The sequence below is a fragment of the Streptomyces griseorubiginosus genome, assembly GCF_001514195.1.
GTDB lineage: Bacteria > Actinomycetota > Actinomycetes > Streptomycetales > Streptomycetaceae > Streptomyces > Streptomyces griseorubiginosus.
This window is the reverse complement of sequence record NZ_KQ948734.1, coordinates 181,446-200,210: the sequence shown is the minus strand read 5'-3', so window position 1 is coordinate 200,210 and position 18,765 is coordinate 181,446. Positions and strand designations below refer to the sequence as shown.

At 70.4% G+C, this 18,765-nt stretch carries 18 protein-coding genes; 7 read left to right on the top strand and 11 right to left on the bottom strand.

What is annotated here, in order from left to right; translation table 11 throughout:
- Window positions 1–6: 6 nt before the first annotated feature.
- The 8 genes from AQJ54_RS00935 to AQJ54_RS00900 are packed head-to-tail and all read right to left on the bottom strand — an operon-like array spanning window position 7 to window position 7,868.
- Complete coding sequence (locus AQJ54_RS00935) at window positions 7–2,001, bottom strand: NADH-quinone oxidoreductase subunit 5 family protein (protein ID WP_062232923.1); 1,995 nt, start codon at window positions 1,999–2,001, stop codon at window positions 7–9.
- Window positions 1,998–2,405, bottom strand: a complete 408-nt coding sequence (gene nuoK, locus AQJ54_RS00930) for an NADH-quinone oxidoreductase subunit NuoK (protein WP_062232921.1) — start codon at window positions 2,403–2,405, stop codon at window positions 1,998–2,000. Before nuoK ends, AQJ54_RS00935 begins: the two co-directional genes overlap by 4 nt.
- Window positions 2,405–3,220: an NADH-quinone oxidoreductase subunit J family protein gene (locus AQJ54_RS00925; RefSeq protein ID WP_062232908.1), complete on the bottom strand. Its 816-nt coding sequence runs from the start codon at window positions 3,218–3,220 to the stop codon at window positions 2,405–2,407. The genes nuoK and AQJ54_RS00925 overlap by 1 nt, the downstream gene beginning before the upstream one ends.
- The gene (locus AQJ54_RS00920; protein WP_062232905.1) at window positions 3,217–3,849 is read right to left on the bottom strand and encodes a NuoI/complex I 23 kDa subunit family protein; all 633 of its coding nucleotides are present in this window, start codon (window positions 3,847–3,849) and stop codon (window positions 3,217–3,219) included. The genes AQJ54_RS00925 and AQJ54_RS00920 overlap by 4 nt, the downstream gene beginning before the upstream one ends.
- Window positions 3,850–3,851: 2 nt before the next feature.
- Window positions 3,852–4,820 (bottom strand): complex I subunit 1/NuoH family protein, encoded by a 969-nt coding sequence (locus AQJ54_RS00915; RefSeq protein ID WP_062023325.1) that lies wholly within the window; start codon window positions 4,818–4,820, stop codon window positions 3,852–3,854.
- Entirely contained in the window at window positions 4,817–6,715 is a 1,899-nt protein-coding gene (locus tag AQJ54_RS43120) for an NADH-quinone oxidoreductase subunit C (protein ID WP_079069674.1), read from the bottom strand. The genes AQJ54_RS00915 and AQJ54_RS43120 overlap by 4 nt, the downstream gene beginning before the upstream one ends.
- Window positions 6,712–7,455, bottom strand: a complete 744-nt coding sequence (locus tag AQJ54_RS00905; RefSeq protein ID WP_062232900.1) for an NADH-quinone oxidoreductase subunit B — start codon at window positions 7,453–7,455, stop codon at window positions 6,712–6,714. The genes AQJ54_RS43120 and AQJ54_RS00905 overlap by 4 nt, the downstream gene beginning before the upstream one ends.
- Window positions 7,446–7,868, bottom strand: a complete 423-nt coding sequence (locus AQJ54_RS00900) for an NADH-quinone oxidoreductase subunit A (RefSeq protein WP_020135887.1) — start codon at window positions 7,866–7,868, stop codon at window positions 7,446–7,448. Before AQJ54_RS00900 ends, AQJ54_RS00905 begins: the two co-directional genes overlap by 10 nt.
- Window positions 7,869–8,079: 211 nt before the next feature.
- Between AQJ54_RS00900 and AQJ54_RS00895 the strand changes: the two genes are divergently transcribed.
- The 5 genes from AQJ54_RS00895 to AQJ54_RS00875 all read left to right on the top strand — a co-directional run bounded on the left by AQJ54_RS00895 (window position 8,080) and on the right by AQJ54_RS00875 (window position 14,928).
- A complete protein-coding gene (locus tag AQJ54_RS00895) occupies window positions 8,080–9,303 on the top strand; it encodes a sensor histidine kinase (protein ID WP_107120988.1) in 1,224 nt (407 codons plus the stop codon).
- A gap of 140 nt (window positions 9,304–9,443) precedes the next feature.
- On the top strand, window positions 9,444–10,781 hold the full coding sequence (locus tag AQJ54_RS00890; protein ID WP_062232892.1) for a sensor histidine kinase: 1,338 nt from the start codon (window positions 9,444–9,446) through the stop codon (window positions 10,779–10,781).
- A gap of 248 nt (window positions 10,782–11,029) precedes the next feature.
- The gene (locus AQJ54_RS00885) at window positions 11,030–11,689 is read left to right on the top strand and encodes a response regulator transcription factor (protein ID WP_030327239.1); all 660 of its coding nucleotides are present in this window, start codon (window positions 11,030–11,032) and stop codon (window positions 11,687–11,689) included.
- 238 nt (window positions 11,690–11,927) lie between these two features.
- Window positions 11,928–13,856: a 2-oxoacid:acceptor oxidoreductase subunit alpha gene (locus tag AQJ54_RS00880; protein ID WP_062232889.1), complete on the top strand. Its 1,929-nt coding sequence runs from the start codon at window positions 11,928–11,930 to the stop codon at window positions 13,854–13,856.
- The gene (locus AQJ54_RS00875) at window positions 13,849–14,928 is read left to right on the top strand and encodes a 2-oxoacid:ferredoxin oxidoreductase subunit beta (protein ID WP_062232885.1); all 1,080 of its coding nucleotides are present in this window, start codon (window positions 13,849–13,851) and stop codon (window positions 14,926–14,928) included. The genes AQJ54_RS00880 and AQJ54_RS00875 overlap by 8 nt, the downstream gene beginning before the upstream one ends.
- A gap of 66 nt (window positions 14,929–14,994) precedes the next feature.
- Here the strand turns inward: AQJ54_RS00875 and AQJ54_RS43115 are convergent, their stop codons facing one another.
- The 3 genes from AQJ54_RS43115 to AQJ54_RS00865 form a co-directional block, all read right to left on the bottom strand.
- A complete protein-coding gene (locus AQJ54_RS43115; RefSeq protein ID WP_079069672.1) occupies window positions 14,995–15,252 on the bottom strand; it encodes a hypothetical protein in 258 nt (85 codons plus the stop codon).
- Window positions 15,253–15,423: 171 nt separating this feature from the next.
- Complete coding sequence (locus AQJ54_RS46555) at window positions 15,424–15,921, bottom strand: DUF6082 family protein (RefSeq protein ID WP_246091097.1); 498 nt, start codon at window positions 15,919–15,921, stop codon at window positions 15,424–15,426.
- A gap of 300 nt (window positions 15,922–16,221) precedes the next feature.
- On the bottom strand, window positions 16,222–16,629 hold the full coding sequence (locus AQJ54_RS00865) for a winged helix-turn-helix transcriptional regulator (protein WP_062232881.1): 408 nt from the start codon (window positions 16,627–16,629) through the stop codon (window positions 16,222–16,224).
- A gap of 92 nt (window positions 16,630–16,721) precedes the next feature.
- On the opposite strand from AQJ54_RS00865, the gene AQJ54_RS00860 reads away from it, so the two are divergent.
- Together AQJ54_RS00860 and rarD are read left to right on the top strand one after the other, a co-directional pair.
- The gene (locus tag AQJ54_RS00860; protein WP_062023305.1) at window positions 16,722–17,576 is read left to right on the top strand and encodes an SDR family oxidoreductase; all 855 of its coding nucleotides are present in this window, start codon (window positions 16,722–16,724) and stop codon (window positions 17,574–17,576) included.
- A gap of 128 nt (window positions 17,577–17,704) precedes the next feature.
- Window positions 17,705–18,757 carry an EamA family transporter RarD gene (gene rarD, locus AQJ54_RS00855; RefSeq protein ID WP_062232879.1) on the top strand — a complete coding sequence of 351 codons (1,053 nt, stop codon included), beginning with the start codon at window positions 17,705–17,707 and terminating at the stop codon, window positions 18,755–18,757.
- Window positions 18,758–18,765 lie beyond the last annotated feature (8 nt).

The window sequence follows — 18,765 nt, the reverse complement described above, 5'->3', positions numbered from 1 at the left end:
GCCTGCTCACGCTCCCGTGGCGACGAGGACGACGGCGACCGCGAGGACGACGGTGCCGGCGAGCAGCGCGCTCACATAGGTCTGGAGATTGCCGGTCTGGGCTCGCCGTACGGCGACGCCGAGCCAGCGGGGCAACGCGCCCGCGCCGCGCACGTACGTCTCGACGACCTCCCGGTCCAGGAACCGCACGAGGGTGGCTCCGGCCTGGACGGGGCGGACGAAGACGGCCGTGTACAGGGCGTCCAGGTGGAAGCCGACGGCCGCGTGGCGGTGCAGGGGCCCCAGCAGCAGCCGGCCGGGGTCGGCGGGGTCGGGCGCGTAGGCCACGTCTCCGTAGGCGGGCTCGTGGGTGGCGATGGCCTCGGCCTCGACCAGTCCGGCGTCGCCCTCGGGGTGGGCGGCGACCGCACCCAGCGGGACGGCCGCCGCGGCCGCGCTGGTGTGGCGCCAGGCGGCGTAGGTGACCAGGCCGCCGATCAGGGCCACGCCCGTGCCGAGGACGGAGGTGGTGAGGGTCGGGGTGAGGTCGCGTCCGTCGAACCAGTCGGGCAGCACACGGTAGGCGAAGGCGCCGAGGGCGAGGGAGGGGACTGCGAGAACCCACAGCACCACGTTCATCGTCAGCGGCTGGCGGCCGTGGTCGGGCGCTTCGGCGCCTCGTCCGTGGAAGGCCAGCAGCCACAGGCGGGTCGCGTACGCCGCGGTGAGCAGGGCCGTGATCAGGCCGGCGACCAGGGTGATCCAGCCGGCGGCGCCGGGGGCGTGCTCGGTGTGGCCGGTGGCGACGTGCTCGGCGGCGCCGAGGACGGACTCCTTGGAGAAGAAGCCGCTGAAGGGCGGGATCGCGGCGAGCGCGAGGAGCGCCACGGTCATCGTCCAGAAGGCGTCGGGAACGCGGAGGCGCAGGTCCTTCATGCGGGACATGGCGGCGAGTGAGTTGGTGCCGGCGGCGTGGATGATCACGCCGGCCGCGAGGAACAGGAGCGCCTTGAAGGCGCCGTGGGACAGGAGGTGGAAGACGGCGGCGCCGCGGTCGCCGACGGCGAGGGCGCCGGTCATGTAGCCGAGCTGACCGATCGTCGAGTAGGCGAGGACGCGTTTGATGTCGTCCTGCGCGAGGGCGGCGAGACCCGAGCCGAGCATCGTGACGGCGGCCATGACGGCGAGGACCACCATCGCGGCCCGGGACGCCTCGAAGACCGGAAGGAGACGGGCGATGAAGTAGACACCGGCGGCGACCATCGTCGCGGCGTGGATGAGCGCGGAGACGGGCGTGGGGCCCGCCATCGCGTCGGGGAGCCAGGTGTGCAGCGGGAACTGCGCCGACTTGCCCGCCACGCCCGCGAGGAGGAGCAGGGCGATCAGGGTCGGGTGGTCGAGTCCGCCGTGCGCGACGGTGTCGAGGACCTTCGTGATCCGGAAGGACCCGGCGTCGGTGGCCAGCGCGAACAGGCCGATCAGGAAGGGGACGTCGCCGAGCTTGGTCACCAGGAAGGCCTTGAGGGAGGCGGCGCGGGCCTCGGGAGTCTCCCAGTAGTGGCCGACGAGGAAGTACGAGCAGATGCCCATGACCTCCCAGCCGACCAGCAGCACGATCAGGTCGCCGGAGTAGACGACGAGCAGCATCGCGGAGGTGAACAGGGAGACGAGAGCGGCGTACGAGGGGTAGCGCGGGTCGTCGCGCAGATAGCCCGTCGAGTAGATCTGCACGCAGGTGGCGACGAAGGCCACCAGGACGGCGACGAGGGCGGCGAAGCCGTCGATGTGCAGGGCGAGTTCGATCGGGACCGAGCCGGTCGGCGTGAGTTCGGTGGCCGCGTTCACCGCCTGGTCGCCGCCCTGGCGTACGGCGACCACCGCGGCCAGTGCGAGGGCGGCGAGCGTCGGGACGACAGCGAGGGGGCGGACGAAGCCGGGGGCGGTGCGGCCCAGGAGCAGGCCGGCCGCGGCACCCAGGAACGGAAGGAGGGGGACGAGGACGGCGAGGGTGGTCGTGGTCACGCGGTGGCCTCAGCCTTCCCGGTCCGCCCGGTCTCCGCGGCCGGCTCGGCCGTGCGGGCGTCGTCGTCGGTGTCTTCGGGGCCGTGGCCCTCGGCGGTGTCGCGGAGCTTGTCGATGTCTGCGGTGCCGCGGTTGCGGTGGACGGCGAGGACGATCGCGAGGCCGATGCCGATCTCGGCCGCGGCGATGGCGATGGTGAACAGGGTCAGGGCCTGACCGGAGTGCAGGGTCTCCTCGGCGGCCTTGCTGAGCCAGACGTCGAAGGCGACCAGGTTCAGGTTGACGGCGTTGAGCATCAGCTCGACCGACATCAGGACGAGGATCGCGTTGCGGCGGGCGAGGACTCCGTAGAGGCCGGTGCAGAAGAGGAGGGCGGCGAGTACGGCGGGATAGGCGAGGTGCATCAGCGGGCGCCTTCCTGCTCGGTCGGGTTGGTTGCCTCGACCGGGTTGCTTGCCTCGGTCGGCCCCGTTTCCTTGGTCGTCGACGCCGTTCCTCTGGCCGTCGGCTCGGTTCCCGCAGCCGATCGGGTTGCCTCGGATCGCCCATTTCGCCTGATCGGGCGATTACGGGAATTCGGAGCAGATGGGGAACTACCGGTCGCGGCTCGGGAGTTCAGAGGGGGAGAGCTCGACTCCGCCTTCGCCTTGCGGGACAGGACGATCGCGCCGACCAGGGCCGCGAGGAGCAGGACGGAGAGGGCCTCGAAGGGGAGCACCCAGTTCTGGAAGAGGCTGGCGCCGGTGGCCTCGGTGGAGCCGGCGGCGGGGCCGTCCAGGTCGATCCAGGTGGTGCGGAAGGCGTCGGCGACCACCCAGACCAGGGCCGCGGCCGCGGCGACGGCCACCACGAGGGCGGCCCAGCGGTTGCCGGAGTCGGCGTCCGGAGAACGGCCGATGGGGGCCCTGGTGAGCATCAGACCGAACAGAAGGAGGACGACTACGGAACCGACATAGATGAGGACCTGCACCCAGGCGATGAACTCGGCGGTGAGCAGGAGGTATTCGACGGCGAGGCCGCCGAGGGCCACCACCAGCCACAGGGCGGCGTGCACCAGCTGCTTGGTGGTGACGGTGACGAGGGCGGCGCCGAAGGTGACCAGGCCGACGAGCAGGAAGGCGACCTCGACGCCGGTCGGGGAGAGAAAGCCGTGGGATTCGGCGGCGACTGTGGTGAGTGTGGGGTGCGCCGTCGTCGCGGTGGCTGCGGCGAGGGTCACGGGGCGTCTCCCTCAGGGGCGGTGGGCCCGGCGGGCGGCTCGGTGGGCGGCTCTGGGTTAGATCCGGTCGGGTCCGTCGGCTGGGGCTGGGTCGTCGGCTGGGGCTGGGTCGTCGCCAGTTTTTCGGCGGTCTTGCGGGCGGCGGCGATCTCCTTCGGCTCCTCCGCGCCGGGGTCGAGGGCGGGCGGGGCCGGGACGGTCCACATCCACTCCCGCAGCTTGTCCCGCTCGTGGGTCAGGTCGCGGATGTCGGTCTCGGCGTACTCGAACTCCGGGGACCAGAACAGGGCGTCGAAAGGACACACCTCGATGCAGATACCGCAATACATGCAGAGGGAGAAGTCGATGGCGAAACGGTCGAGGACGTTGCGGCTGCGTTCGCGGCCACCGGGGGTCGCGGCGGGGACCGTCTCTTTGTGGGAGTCGATGTAGATGCACCAGTCGGGGCACTCACGGGCGCACAACATGCAGACCGTGCAGTTCTCCTCGAACAGGCCGATCACCCCGCGGGTGCGGGGCGGGAGGTCGGGCTGGGTGTCGGGGTACTGCTCGGTGACGGTCTTCTTCGTCATCGTGCGCAGGGTGACGGCCAGGCCCTTGGCGAGGCCGCTGCCAGGAATCGGGGCCATGGCTACTGGATCACCACCTTGACGATGCCGGTGAGGGCGATCTGGGCGAGGGAGAGGGGGACGAGGAGGGTCCAGGAGAGCTTCTGGAGCTGGTCCTCGCGCAGGCGGGGGTAGGTCACGCGGAGCCAGATGACGACGAAGGCGAGCAGGGCTGTCTTGAGGAGGGTCCAGACCCAGCCGAGGCCGTCGGCGCCCCAGGGGCCGTGCCAACCGCCCAGGAAGAGGACGGTGGTGAGGCCGCACAGGACGACGATTCCGGCGTACTCGGCGAGGAGGAACAGGGCGAAGCGGAGGCCGGTGTACTCGGTGTAGGCACCGAAGATGATCTCCGAGTCGGCGACGGGCATGTCGAAGGGAGGGCGCTGGAGTTCAGCGAGGCCGGCGACGAAGAAGACGATCGCGCCGACGATCTGCCAGGGCAGCCACCACCACTCGAAGGCGTCGAGGATGCCGGGGAGGGAGACGGTCCCGGCGGCCATCGCCACGGAGGCGGCGGTGAGCAGCATCGGGAGCTCGTAGGCGAGGAGCTGGGCGGCGGTGCGGAGGCCGCCGAGGAGGGAGAACTTGTTGGCGGAGGCCCAGCCGGCCATGAGGGAGCCGAGGACACCCACGCCCATCACGGCGAGCACGAAGAAGACGCCTGCGTCGACGACCTCGCCGACGGCGCCCTCGCCGGGGCCGATCGGGATGGCGAGGAGGACGAGGAGGTAGGGCAGGAGGGCGACGGCGGGGGCGAGTTGGAAGATGCGGCGGTCCGCGCCTGCCGGGACGACGTCTTCCTTCTGGGCGAACTTGACGCCGTCCGCGACGAGTTGGGCCCAGCCGTGGAAGCCGCCGGCGTACATGGGGCCCAGGCGGCCCTGCATGTGGGCCATCACCTTGTGCTCGGTCTGGCCGATGATCAAGGGGAAGGTGAGGAAGACGACGAAGACGATCAGGAGTCGCAGGGCGACGTCGAGAGCGTCGTTCACTGCGGGCCTCCGGTGGGGTGGTCGGGGGTGTTTCGGGGGTGGGGATTTGAGGTGTCGGTGGGCGACGGCTCGTCGGAAGTCGACTCGGCCGGGGGTGTCTCGGCTGGGGGCGTCTCGGCCGAGGGCGGGTCATCCGGGGTCGAGTCGTCGCCGGTGGTGGAGTCGTCGCCGGTAGTGGAGTCGTCGGGGGTCGAGTCGGCGTCCCGTGGGCTTGGAGCAGCGGGTTCGGAGCCCGGCTCGGCGGCTTCAGGGGCCGGGTTCTCGGACCCCGAGGGCTCAACGGGAGTCGTGGGTGGCTCAGGGACCGTGGGAGGCTCGGGGCTCCGGGTGAGTTCCGCGTCCTCGGGGGTGCGGGGTCGCTTCGGTACCGGGTCGTCGAAGGCCGGGCGGGCGTGGTGCCACGGGGCGTCGGAGCTGCGCGGGGGGACGGGGGTCCTGGGGCGAGCGGGGTTGGAGCCCGATTCCTCCGGAGACGGCGAGGGCGACGGCGACGGTTCGGGGGTGGTCGTGGCGCGCTGACTCGCGGATCCGCCCGAGGCACTGCGACCGCGGCGCGGGCCTGCGGGAGTAGCGCTGCTCGAGGTCGTACCGCTGCTCGCCGGGCGCTGTGAGGTGGCTGCATCCGACGCGGGCCGGCCCTTCGTCGGGGTGCCCGACGAGGACTCGGGCGAGCGGGCCGGTGCCGCCGACTCGGACGCGGGCGAGCCGGTCGCTGGTGCAGCCGACCGGGTCTCGGGCGAGTCAGCCACCGGAGCTGCCGACTCGGCCTCGGGCGAACCGGGCGTCGGAGCTGCCGACTCAGTCTCGGGCGAACCGGGTGTCGGAGCGCCGGACGTACCGGACTCCCCGACCTGGCTCACGGACCCGTCCGACGCCGACCGCGCCCGACGCGGGACTGCACCCGCAGCCCCAGCCGCAGTGCCTGCACCTCGCGTCCCCGCCTGACTCGCCGACCCCTCCGAAGCCGACCGCACCCGACGCGGAGCCGCACCCGCAGCCCCAGCACCAGCACCAGCACCCGGAGCCGGAGTCGTGCCCGCAGAGCCTGCCCCGGTCCCGGCACCCCGCGTCCCCGCCTGACTCGCCGACCCCTCCGAAGCCGACCGCGCCCGACGCGGAACCGCACCCCCAGCCCCAGCCCCGGCACCAGCACCAGCACCAGCACCCGCACCCGGAACCGCCCCCGCAGAGCCTGCCCCCGCGCCAGCGCCGGCCCCCGGCGTCTCCGTCTGGCTCGCCGAGCCCTCCGACGCCGAGCGGGCTCGGCGGACGGGGCGGTCCGAGGTGGGGCGGGGGGTGCGGGTCGGGCGGGTTGGGGTGGGGGGGAGTTGGCCCTTCTGGGGGCCCCAGTCGTTGGGGTCGGGGACTCCTGGGGGGAGCATCTGGCGGCGCTTGGGGCCGCCGTGTTCGGACTCGCCCGGTTCCTTCGCGCCGGGCCAGGCCTTGGCGACCCGGGCGGCCAGGACGAAGTCCTTGCGGAGGGGGTGGCCCTCGAAGGCCTCCGGGAGCAGCAGGTGGGCGAGGGAGGGGTGGCCCTCGAAGGTGACGCCGAACATCTCGTGGGTCTCGCGTTCGTGCCAGGCGGCGCCCGCGTAGATGTCGACGGCGGTGGGCAGGACCGGGGTCTCGTGCGGGACCGTCGTGCGGAGCAGCAGGCGTCGTACCGGGGCGAGGGCCGCCACGTGGGCTGCCACGCGGAAGCCGGTGCCGGGTTCGTCGACCGCGCTCAGCCAGTCGAAGTAGGTGCAGCCCAGCTCGTCGCGGGCGACAGCGAGCGCGGTGAGCCAGGACGCGGGCGGGACGTCCACCGTGAGGACCTCGTACGACTCCTCCGCGGTGGCCTCCGGGCCGAACAGTTCCTCGGCGGGGGCGGGCAGCCAGCCGACGGCCGTCACCGCGCACCCCCCTCAACAGAACCCGAATCCAAGCCCGAGCCCGAACCAGAACCAATAGCAGAAGCAGAAGCACCAGAAGCAGAATCAGAATCAGAAACAGGTCCGGTCGCCGACCCCGGTCCCTGCACCAACCCGCTCTGGAGCGCCGCCACCGACGCGCGGCCCCCGGACACTCCCGATGTCCCCGATGTCCCCGACGTTCCCGACATCCCCGACGTCACCCCGTACCGCTCCCCCAGCGACTCCCTCGCGATCTTCTCCTGGAGTTTCAGGATGCCCTGGAGGAGGGCCTCCGGGCGTGGCGGGCAGCCGGGGACGTAGACGTCCACCGGGATGATCTGGTCGACGCCCTTCGTCACCGAGTAGGAGTCCCAGTACGGGCCGCCGCAGTTGCTGCACGCGCCGAAGGAGATGACGTACTTGGGCTCGGGCATCTGTTCGTACAGGCGCTTCACCGCCGGGGCCATCTTGTCCGTGACCGTGCCGGAGACGACCATCAGGTCGGCCTGGCGGGGCCCCGGGGCGAAGGGGATGACACCGAGGCGGATGAAGTCGTGGCGGGCCATCGACGCGGCGATGAACTCGATCGCGCAGCAGGCGAGGCCGAAGTTGAAGACCCAGAGGGAGTAGCGGCGGCCCCAGTTGAGGACCACCTTCATCGGCTCGGGGGCGAGACGGGCCAGCGCGCCGAGCCGTTTCGGTTCCGGGAGCAGAACGGGTTCCGAGCCGGTCACGTCCATGCCAGGACTCCCTTCTTGTACGCGTACAGAAGCCCCACGGCGAGGAAGCCCAGGAAGACGAACATCTCCACGAGGGTGGCCGCGCCGTAGCCGGGGGCCGCGAAGACCGTCGCCCACGGGAACAGGAAGATCGAGTCGACGGCGAAGATGACGTAGAGGAAGGCGTAGACGTAGTAGCGGACCTGGGTGTGGGCCCAGCCCTCGCCGACGGGGTCGACTCCGCACTCGTACGTCAGGAGTTTCTCGGGGGTGGGGACCACGGGTCGCAGCAGGCGTCCGGCGCCGAAGGCGACCGCGACGAACAGCACGCCGACGACGGCGAGCAGTCCTACGACCGAGTACGACTGGAAGTAGTCCGCCGCGACGACAGTCGGATCGACGGTGCTTGCACCGACGACGGTCGGTTCCGGCACGTCCGCCCCTCGCTCCCTGTGAGCCGCTGAACACAGCGTGAGCTGCTGAACACCGCTGTTCGACGATCTGTACGCACGGGAGTCTAGGCCCTCGTAAAGGCGCGGTAAGCAGCCCATCACCCCTAGAAGGAGAGGGGGTGGGGTTTTCCCCAGCGCCTCGCGGCGGTCCACCTCATGGCGCACGGGCCTCTCGCCCGGCACGCTAGCCCATATGACCGAACGCCAATCGTCCCCGAGCCGTGCCGTGACCACCGGCAAATACGGCGGAACCGATGACGGCCGGCCGCCGCCGGCCCGCTTCGCCTACGACGCGCACACGTGGAAGGAGATCGCGCACCTGCTGGCGAACCTGCCCGTGTCGGTCTTCGGATTCGTCTACGTCGTGACGGTGCTGCTCACCGGTTTCTGGCTGACCGTGACGGTGATCGGATTCCCGCTGCTGGCGGCCGGTCTGCTGGGCGCGCGGCAGCTCGGCAAACTGGAGCGGGCGCGGGCCCGGGCGCTGCTGGGCGTGCGGGTGGACGAGCCGAGCCCGCTGCCGTGGCGCACCAGGAAAGGCGGCAACGGCTTCATCGCCCAGCTGTGGCTGGGGGTGAAGGACCCCGTGGGCTGGCGGACGGTGCTGTACGACTTCATCCGGCTGCCGTGGGGCGTGCTGACCTTCACGATCACGCTGACCTCGTTGTTCGTGCTGTGGCCGGTGCTGCCGTTCATCGCCCGGGGCCTCGCCGACGTGGACCGGGCGATGGTGCGGGGGCTGCTGTCGCCCTCCGACGAGCTGGAACGCCGTATCGCCGAACTGGAGTCGGACCGCGGGGTCGTGGTCGACACGGCCGCCGCCGATCTGCGCCGGATCGAGCGCGACCTGCACGACGGGGCGCAGGCCCGGCTGGTGAACCTGGCCATGGGGCTCGGTCTCGCGAAGGAGAAACTGCTGGAGGACCCGGAGTACGCGCAGGCGATGGTCGCGGAGGCGCACGGCGAGGTGAAGCTGGCGCTTCAGGAGCTGAGGGATCTGGCGCGGGGCATTCATCCCGCCGTCCTGACCGACCGCGGGCTCGACGCCGCCCTCTCCTCGGTCGCCTCGCGCTGCACGGTGCCGGTGAAGGTGACCGCCGACCTCGACGCGCGGCCGGTCCAGGCGATCGAGGGGATCGCCTACTTCACCGTCTCGGAACTGCTCCAGAACATCAGCAAGCACAGCGGGGCGCGGTCGGCGTCGGTCGACGTGTGGCGGGCGGAGAACCGGCTGCTCATCCAGGTGTGGGACGACGGCCGCGGCGGGGCCCGGCTCGACGGGGGCACCGGTATGCGAGGGCTCGCGGAGCGGCTGGACGCGGTGGACGGGCTGTTCGTCATCGATTCGCCGCCGGGCGGTCCGACGGTCGTCACGGCGGAGCTGCCGTGGCGCGACCGGGCGCCGGAGCGGTCGTAGGGCGCTCGTATCGGCGAAGGGGGTGGGGAAAACCCCCCTTCCAAGACGCCGACGGTCTCCATGGTCCGTCGACCTGCGACGCAGCAGGGTGGAACCAGGACGACACCACATGCTCAGGCGAGAGAAGAAGGACGACGTCGATGGCCACGGACTACGGGTACGACAGTGGGCTCGGGTTCCCCGAGACGCGGCACCGGCTGCCGGCGGGGCTGCGGGCGCCGTTCGAGGGACGGACCTGGCGGGAGTTCGGCTATGTGCTGCTGAGCCTGCCGATCAGCATCCTGATGTTCACGTACGCCGTCACGATGGTCTCGCTGGGCGCCGGACTGCTCGTGACCTTCCTCGGCATCCCGGTCTTCGCGGCGGGGCTCGCCGGGTGCCGTGGGCTCGGGGCGCTGGAGCGGGCGCGGGCGCGGGGGCTGCTGGGCCTGGAGGTCGCGGACCCGGAGCCGCTGCGGACCCGGGGCTCCGGGTTCATGGCGTGGATCGGGGCGGTGCTCAAGAGCGGCACGTCCTGGCGGACGCTGCTGTACTCGGTGCTGCACCTGCCGTGGGCGCTGTTCTCGTTCGTCGTCGCGGTGAACTTCTGGGTGTACGGCTGGGCGCTGCTGACGTATCCGCTGTGGTTCTGGGTGTTCCCGGCGTACGCCGGTCAGGACGGGCTTCAGCTGTACGGCGACGAGACCCACCACATCTACCTGGACAACCCGTTCGAGATCGGGGTGACCGCGCTGGTGGGGCTGTTGTTCACGCTGGCCACGCCGTGGATCGTGCGGGCGCTGACGACGGTGGACCGGGTGATGGTGCACGGGCTGCTGGGGCCGACCCGGCTGTCGGCGCGGGTGGTGGAGCTGGAGTCGGACCGGGGGGTCGTGGTGGACACGGCGGCCGCCGATCTGCGGCGGATCGAGCGCGATCTGCACGACGGGGCGCAGGCCCGGCTGGTGGCGCTAGCGATGGATCTGGGGCTGGCGAAGGAGAAGCTCACGGAGGATCCGCAGGCGGCGGCGCGGATGGTGGACGAGGCGCACGGTGAGGTGAAGACGGCGCTTCAGGAGCTGCGGGATCTGGCGCGGGGGATCCATCCCGCCGTGCTGACGGACCGGGGGCTGGATGCGGCGCTGTCCTCGGTGGCCTCACGGTGCACGGTTCCGGTGCAGGTGGAGGTGGATCTGCCGTCGCGGCCGGCGCCGGCGATCGAGGGGATCGCGTACTTCACGGTGTCGGAGCTGTTGCAGAACGTCAGCAAGCACGCGCGGGCCACGGGGGCGGCGGTGGACGTGTGGCGGGTGGAGGACCGGCTGCTGCTCCAGGTGGTGGACAACGGGGTGGGCGGAGCCGACGTGTCCGCGGGGTCAGGGCTCGCGGGGCTGGCGGAGCGGCTGGACGCGGTGGACGGGATCCTGGTGGTGGATTCGCCGGTCGCGGGACCCACCCGGGTGACCGCGGAGCTGCCGTGGCGGGGGGACCGCGTGTGACGGGTTGCGTGTGACGCGTTGCGTGTGACGGGGGTGTCCTCGAACGCCGGACGGGCTGAAAGGCCCGGGCCGGCGTTCGGGCTGAAAGGCCCGGGCCGGAGTTCGGGATGCGCGATCCGTTCGATTTTCGATTAAGGGGCCCCTAATCCCGTTGCCCTCGCCCCTCCGCATCCGAATGCTGGAATGCTGGACCTGTTCAGTGGACGGGCAGGCAGTGGGCTGGGGGGCCGAGGGTCGTGGAGGACAGGGTGCGGGTGGTCATCGCCGAGGATTCGGTGCTGCTGAGGGAGGGCCTGACCCGGTTGCTGACCGACCGCGGGCACGACGTCGTGGCCGGTGTGGGGGACGGGGACGCGCTGGTCAAGACCATCGGCGAGCTGGACGCCCAGGGCGAGCTGCCCGACGTGGTGGTCGCCGACGTGCGGATGCCTCCGACGCACACCGACGAAGGCGTGCGAGCCGCCGTGCAACTGCGCAAGACACATCCCGGGCTCGGGGTACTCGTACTGTCGCAGTACGTGGAGGAGCGGTACGCCACCGAGCTGCTGGCCGGGTCCAGCCGTGGGGTGGGGTACCTGCTCAAGGACCGGGTCGCGGAGGTGCGTGAGTTCGTGGACGCGGTGGTGCGGGTCGCCGAGGGCGGTACCGCTCTCGACCCCGAGGTGGTCGCCCAGCTGCTGGGACGCAGCCGTAAGCAGGACGTGCTCGCGGGCCTCACGCCCCGGGAGCGGGAGGTCCTCGGGCTCATGGCCGAGGGGCGGACCAACTCCGCGATCGCCCGGCAGCTGGTCGTCAGCGACGGGGCCGTGGAGAAGCACGTGAGCAACATCTTCCTGAAGCTCGGGCTGTCCCCGAGCGACGGGGACCACCGGCGGGTGCTGGCCGTGCTCACCTATCTGAACTCATGAGTTTCTGACACCGTGTCAGGAAATGACCGGGCCAGAACCGCCGGCCGCGAGGGAGCGTCTTCAGGGAAGTGTCGGAGGTCGCGCAAATGGTGACAAGTCAGGGCGTCGAATCGTCTCAAAACCACGTCCATCATGCGAATGGCCGAGGGAAGAGAACCCCGCGGTCGTAGGGTTGATCCTGGGAGAGGCCTGCGGGAAGGCCGCTCCCGAACAGCCGCCTCGAGGGAGGTCCAGTTCAGTGACCAGTCAGGTCAGCAGCCCAGCGGAGCAGGCCGACGAAACCGTCGTGGGAGAGCAGCGCAAAGAGCCGGGCGCGAAGGATGTCCGCCGTCTCGACCGGGTGATCATTCGTTTCGCGGGGGACTCCGGTGACGGTATGCAGCTCACCGGTGACCGTTTCACCTCGGAGACGGCCTCCTTCGGCAACGACCTGTCCACCCTTCCCAACTTCCCCGCCGAGATCCGGGCCCCCGCCGGGACCCTGCCGGGCGTGTCGTCCTTCCAGCTGCACTTCGCCGACCACGACATCCTGACCCCGGGTGACGCGCCGAACGTGCTCGTGGCCATGAACCCGGCCGCCCTCAAGGCGAACATCGCCGATCTGCCGCGCGGCGCGGAGATCATCGTCAACACGGACGAGTTCACCAAACGGGCGATGCAGAAGGTGGGGTACGCGGCCTCGCCGCTGGAGGATGGATCGCTCGACGGTTACAGCCTTCACCCGGTCCCCCTGACCACGCTGACCGTCGAGGCACTCAAGGATTTCGACCTCAGTCGCAAGGAGGCCGAGCGCAGCAAGAACATGTTCGCGCTCGGCCTCTTGTCGTGGATGTACCACCGGCCCACCGAGGGCACGGAGAAGTTCCTGCGGACCAAGTTCGCGAAGAAGCCGGAGATCGCCGAGGCGAACCTGGCGGCCTACCGGGCGGGCTGGAACTTCGGCGAGACGACGGAGGACTTCGCGGTCTCCTACGAGATCGCCCCGGCCACCAAGGCCTTCCCGGTCGGCACCTACCGCAACATCTCGGGGAATCTGGCGCTGTCCTACGGACTGGTCACCGCGTCTCGGCAAGCGGACCTGCCGTTGTTCCTGGGCTCGTACCCGATCACCCCGGCCTCGGACATCCTGCACGAGCTGAGCAAGCACAAGAACTTCGGCGTACGGACCTTCCAGGCCGAGGACGAGATCGCGGGCATCGGCGCGGCGCTCGGCGCGGCCTTCGGCGGGTCCCTGGCGGTCACCACCACGAGTGGCCCGGGTGTGGCGCTGAAGTCGGAGACCATCGGCCTCGCCGTCTCCCTGGAGCTGCCGCTCCTGGTGATCGACATCCAGCGCGGCGGCCCGTCCACCGGGCTGCCGACCAAGACCGAGCAGGCCGACCTCCTCCAGGCGATGTTCGGGCGCAACGGCGAGGCGCCGGTGCCGATCGTCGCCCCCTGCACCCCGGCCGACTGCTTCGACGCGGCGCTGGAGGCGGCCCGGATCGCCCTGACGTACCGCACACCGGTGATGCTGCTCTCGGACGGCTACCTGGCCAACGGCTCGGAGCCCTGGCGGATCCCGGAGCTGGACGAACTCCCGGACCTGACCGTGCAGTTCGCACAGGGCCCGAACCACACCCTGGACGACGGCACCGAGGTCTTCTGGCCCTACAAGCGGGACCCGCAGACCCTGGCCCGCCCCTGGGCGGTGCCCGGCACCCCCGGTCTCGAACACCGCATCGGCGGCATCGAGAAGGAGGACGGGACCGGGAACATCTCCTATGCCCCGGCCAACCACGACTTCATGGTCCGCACCCGGCAGGCCAAGATCGACGGGATCGACGTACCGGATCTCGAGGTCGACGACCCGCACGAGGCGCGCACGCTGGTTCTGGGCTGGGGGTCGACGTACGGGCCCATCACGGCGGCGGTACGGCGGCTGCGGACGGCCGGTGAGTCGATCGCGCAGGCCCATCTGCGCCACCTCAACCCCTTCCCGCGCAACCTGGGCGCGGTGCTGAAGGCGTACGACAAGGTCGTGATCCCCGAGATGAACCTCGGGCAGCTCGCCCTGCTGGTGCGGGCGAAGTACCTGGTCGACGCGCACAGCTACAACCAGGTCAACGGCATGCCGTTCAAGGCCGAACAGCTCGCCACGGCTCTCAAGGAGGCCATCGATGGCTGAGACGTCCACGGAAGGCACGGGCACGATCGAGGCACTCTCGCTGGTCCCCAAGGCCGAGGGGCGCCAGAGCATGAAGGACTTCAAGAGCGACCAGGAGGTCCGCTGGTGCCCCGGCTGCGGTGACTACGCGATCCTCGCGGCGGTCCAGGGCTTCATGCCGGAGCTGGGGCTGGCCAAGGAGAACATCGTCTTCGTCTCCGGCATCGGCTGTTCCTCCCGCTTCCCGTACTACATGAACACGTACGGCATGCACTCGATCCACGGCCGGGCGCCGGCGATCGCGACGGGCCTCGCCGCCTCGCGCCGCGATCTGTCGGTGTGGGTGGTGACGGGTGACGGTGACGCGCTGTCGATCGGCGGCAACCACCTCATCCACGCGCTGCGGCGGAACGTCAACCTGAAGATCCTGCTCTTCAACAACCGGATCTACGGCCTGACGAAGGGGCAGTACTCCCCCACCTCCGAGGTCGGGAAGATCACGAAGTCGACGCCGATGGGGTCGCTGGACGCGCCGTTCAACCCGGTGTCCCTGGCGATCGGCGCGGAGGCGTCCTTCGTGGCCCGCACGGTCGACTCGGACCGCAAGCACCTCACGTCGGTGCTGCGGGCGGCCGCCGCGCACTCCGGCACGGCGCTGATCGAGATCTACCAGAACTGCAACATCTTCAACGACGGCGCCTTCGAGGTCCTCAAAGACAACCAGCAGGCGGAGGAGGCGGTGATCCGGCTGGAGCACGGGCAGCCGATCCGCTTCGGCGCGGACCTGTCCAAGGGCGTGGTCCGGGACGCGGCGACGGGTGACCTGAAGGTGGTGCCGGCGACGCCGTCGAACGAGGCGGAGATCCTGGTCCACGACGCGCACTCCGCGTCCCCGACGACCGCCTTCGCCCTCTCCCGCCTGGCCGACCCGGACACCCTCCACCACACCCCGATCGGCGTCTTCCGCTCGGTGGACCGCCCGGTGTACGACACCCAGCTGTCGGACCAGCTGGACACGGCGATCGAGCAGAACGGCAAGGGGGATCTGGGGGCGTTGTTGGCGGGCGGGGACACCTGGACGGTGGTCGGGTAGTTCCACGGACGGCACGATCGAGGGCCCGGCGAGCATTACCGCGCCGGGCCCTCGACTCATTCCCCATCAGATGTCAGGGATGTCCTTTTTTGCACGGATGAGCGTTTCGCGCGTGATCACAACAATACGCTCGTAGTTCGCCCTGGCCGCATCGCCCGGAAGCAAGGCATCCAATTCTTCCGTACGATCGGTACCGATGACCGCAAAATTTCCGTCGCTCAATTCGAAAAGGTCAGGGCATGTCTCGCCCGTGACGCTTCCCCGTTGGCGCGGAGAGTCTCCGAGACGTCGGACAATAGTGGCGGCAGGGAGTTCGCTGTACACGCGGGCTCTCTTCTACGGGCGGCCACATGAGGCGTGGACGCCCTCGTGCTGAGGGTGGAATACCGGAACGCCCGCCCAACGCTATCAGAATGAGCAAAGCAACGGGATAAATTGAAATTACGCCCGACGGAGCAATCGCGCGCGTCACTTTGTCGATTTAATTCCCGGAAATCAGACGTCGGCGGATCCGGTATCCGGGCCGACAACCCACCACTCGTCCGGGTCTTCCGCCAGCTCCTCCATAATCACGTCGACGGCTTTCCCCACGCGCGCTTCGAGGGTCTCCGCCGGCAGGCTTCTGCGGTGCTGGCCGGTCATCTGCCAGTAATCCTTGAACACCTGGTTCCTGCACAGCACGCGCAGATGTCCGATCAGCGCGCTCCAGTCGTACACGCCGACGCGATGGCCCAGCAGGATCGCGCTGTACTCGCGGTTGGCGAAGATCACCTGTCGTCGCTTGCCGGCGGAGACCCCGTCCAGCGTGCTCATGGCCGACGCCAACGTGGGATCCGCCAGAGCGTGGTCGACCTGTGCCGCGATGATGCGATGGTGCTGGAGCAGGTTGGCGTACCGGATCTCGTCGGCGAGGCGGGTCAGCTCGCGCAACAGCTCAAGGGCCAGTTCCTCCTGGCGCCTGCGCCAGACCTGACGGGGAAAGGGGGTGCGCACCCGACCGCCCCTCGCCCTGCCAGGAGAACCGATCCTTCGCGCATGAGGATTGTGTGTGGCCAATGCGAACCCCCGCGTCAGGCGTCCGGGCGCCGGGCGGTTGGGCTCGTGGGTGGGACGAGGACCGGCGCGTGGTCGGGCACAGCGGCCCGCCCCCAGGATGCCGGGCGGCTCAAGTCGGCACGGGAGGCGGAGAGGGGGCGCACGGAAGGACGAACCGCTCATGTCAACCGACGCCCTGCCCTGTGTGTGCCCAGCGAGCGCCGCCCGCATTCGTGCCGCCCTCTCAGGCCCAGGGCGTCAGCTCTGTTCGCGCCCGGCTTTCTTGGTGTCGTACCTCTCCCGCGCCTCCTGCACCGCGTCCATCCGCCTGGCCGTCCACTCCGCCAGGCCGCGTACCTGTTCCGCCGCCTCGTGGCCGAGGTCGGTCAGGGAGTAGTCGACCCTCGGGGGGATCACCGGTTTGGCGTCGCGGTGGATCAGGCCGTCTCGTTCCAGGGTCTGGAGGGTCTGGGTCAGCATCTTCTCGCTGACGCGGCCGATCGCCCTGCGGAGTTCGCTGAAGCGGTAGGGGCGGTCGAGGAGCTGCAACAGGACCAGGACGCCCCAGCGGCTGGTCACGTGTTCCAGGACCAGGCGGTGGGGGCACATCGACTCGCCCTGCGCCGTCATGACCTCCGAGAGGAGGTTCTCCGTACTTACCGACATGCAAGTACCTTACTTCAAAGTGGGTACTTTCGCAGAGTTAGCGCCTCCCCTAGGGTTAGTGCCATCCGCACCCCACAAGGAGATCGCAGACCATGAGCATCGTCGTCACCGGAGCCACCGGACACCTCGGCCGCCACGTCGTGGAGCAGCTGCTGGAGAAGGTTCCCGCCGAGCAGGTCACCGCCGTCGTCCGCACCCCGGAGAAGGCCGCCGACTTCGCGGCGAAGGGCGTGAAGATAGCCGTCGCCGACTACAACAGCCCCGAGACCTTCGACAACGTCTTCGCGGCCGGCGACAAGGTGCTGCTGATCTCCGGCAACGAGTTCGACAAGGGCCGCCCGGCCCAGCACCAGGTCGTCATCGACGCCGCCAAGGCCGCGGGCGTGGCCCTCCTCGCGTACACCAGCGCCCCCGGCCCGCTGAGCGCCGCGCTCGCCGACGACCACCGGGCCACCGAGGAGGCCCTGCTCGCCTCCGGCCTGCCCTACTCGCTGCTGCGCAACGGCTGGTACAACGAGAACTACACCGAGAACCTGGCCCCCGCCCTGGAGCACGGTGCCGTCGTCCAGGCCGCCGGTGACGGCCGTATCTCCACCGCCTCCCGCGCCGACTACGCGGCCGCCGCCGTGGCCGTCCTGACCGGAGAGGGGCACGAGAACTCGACGTACGAGCTCGGCGGCGACGAGGCCTGGAGCTTCGCCGAGTACGCGGCCGAGCTCAGCAAGCAGACCGGCAAGGAGATCGCCTACAACGCCGTGTCGGTCGAGGCCTACATCGGGATCCTGACGGGCGCCGGGCTGCCCGAGCCGCTCGCCGCGGTCTTCGCCGGGGTGGACGCCTCCATCGAGAAGGGTGAGCTGCTCGTCACCTCCGGCGACCTCTCCCGCCTGACCGGCCGTCCGACCACCCCGATCGCCACGTCGATCGAGGCCGCGCTCAAGGGCTGACCCCCGCCCGGGGCCACCACGGCACCCCACCCCCGCCTGTCATGACCGTATGGCGATACGGGCATGACAGGCGGGGGTGCTCGGCGTTACCTTCGTGCAGGCGAGGAGAGTGCGACGAGGAGGGTCCCGTGAAGTCGAGAGGCGAGCGGCACATAGGTCTGCTGAACGGCTTCGCCGCGTACGGCATGTGGGGGCTCGTGCCGCTGTTCTGGCCGCTCCTCAAGCCCGCCGGGGCCGGCGAGATCCTTGCTCACCGGATGGTGTGGTCGCTCGTCTTCGTCGCCGTCGCGCTCGCCTTCGTACGGCGCTGGGCCTGGGCCGGTGAGCTGCTGCGGCAGCCGCGCAGGCTGGCGCTGGTCACCGTTGCCGCCACCGTGATCACCGTCAACTGGGGCGTCTACATCTGGGCCGTGAACTCCGGCCATGTGGTCGAGGCCTCGCTCGGGTACTTCATCAACCCGCTCGTCACCATCGCGATGGGTGTGCTGCTGCTCAAGGAGCGGCTGCGGCGCGTGCAGTGGGCGGCGGTCGGGGTCGGTGCCGCCGCGGTGCTGGTCCTGACGATCGGGTACGGGCGGCCGCCGTGGATCTCCCTCACGCTCGCCTTCTCCTTCGCCACCTACGGCCTGGTCAAGAAGAAGGTGAACCTCGGCGGCGTGGAGTCGCTGGCCGCCGAGACCGCGATCCAGTTCCTGCCCGCGCTCGGCTACCTGCTGTGGCTGAGCAGCCGGGGCGGGCTCAGCTTCTCCGCCGAGGGCCCCGGACACGCGGCGCTGCTCGCCTCCACCGGCATCGTCACCGCGCTCCCCCTGGTCTGCTTCGGCGCCGCCGCGATCCGCGTGCCGCTGTCCACCCTGGGGCTGCTCCAGTACCTGGCCCCGGTCTTCCAGTTCCTGCTCGGCGTCCTCTACTTCCACGAGGCGATGCCGGCCGAGCGCTGGGCCGGGTTCGCGCTGGTCTGGCTGGCCTTGACGCTGCTCACCTGGGACGCCCTGCGCACCGCGCGGACGGCCAGGAGGGAGATCGCGAGGGCCGCGACCACGGTCGGTGCCGTACCGAAGGCGGAGAGCCCGGTCGTGGGTCCGGGGGTCCCGGCCTCGGGTGCGGGCGTCCCGGCCGCGGGTCAGGGGGTCCCGGCCGCGGGTCCGGAGGTTCTGGACTCGCCCGCCGCGAGGCCGTAGCGGGGGCG

What these genes read in the sequence shown, in the direction of transcription:
- AQJ54_RS00905 (WP_062232900.1), bottom strand. Translation starts at nt 7,455, where the DNA reads ATGGACGTGACCGGCTCGGAACCCGTTCTGCTCCCGGAACCGAAACGG.
- AQJ54_RS00860 (WP_062023305.1), top strand. Translation starts at nt 16,722, where the DNA reads ATGAGCATCGTCGTCACCGGAGCCACCGGACACCTCGGCCGCCACGTC.
- AQJ54_RS00875 (WP_062232885.1), top strand. Translation starts at nt 13,849, where the DNA reads ATGGCTGAGACGTCCACGGAAGGCACGGGCACGATCGAGGCACTCTCG.
- AQJ54_RS00890 (WP_062232892.1), top strand. Translation starts at nt 9,444, where the DNA reads ATGGCCACGGACTACGGGTACGACAGTGGGCTCGGGTTCCCCGAGACG.
- nuoK (WP_062232921.1), bottom strand. Translation starts at nt 2,405, where the DNA reads ATGCACCTCGCCTATCCCGCCGTACTCGCCGCCCTCCTCTTCTGCACC.
- AQJ54_RS00920 (WP_062232905.1), bottom strand. Translation starts at nt 3,849, where the DNA reads ATGGCCCCGATTCCTGGCAGCGGCCTCGCCAAGGGCCTGGCCGTCACC.
- AQJ54_RS00895 (WP_107120988.1), top strand. Translation starts at nt 8,080, where the DNA reads ATGACCGAACGCCAATCGTCCCCGAGCCGTGCCGTGACCACCGGCAAA.
- AQJ54_RS00865 (WP_062232881.1), bottom strand. Translation starts at nt 16,629, where the DNA reads ATGTCGGTAAGTACGGAGAACCTCCTCTCGGAGGTCATGACGGCGCAG.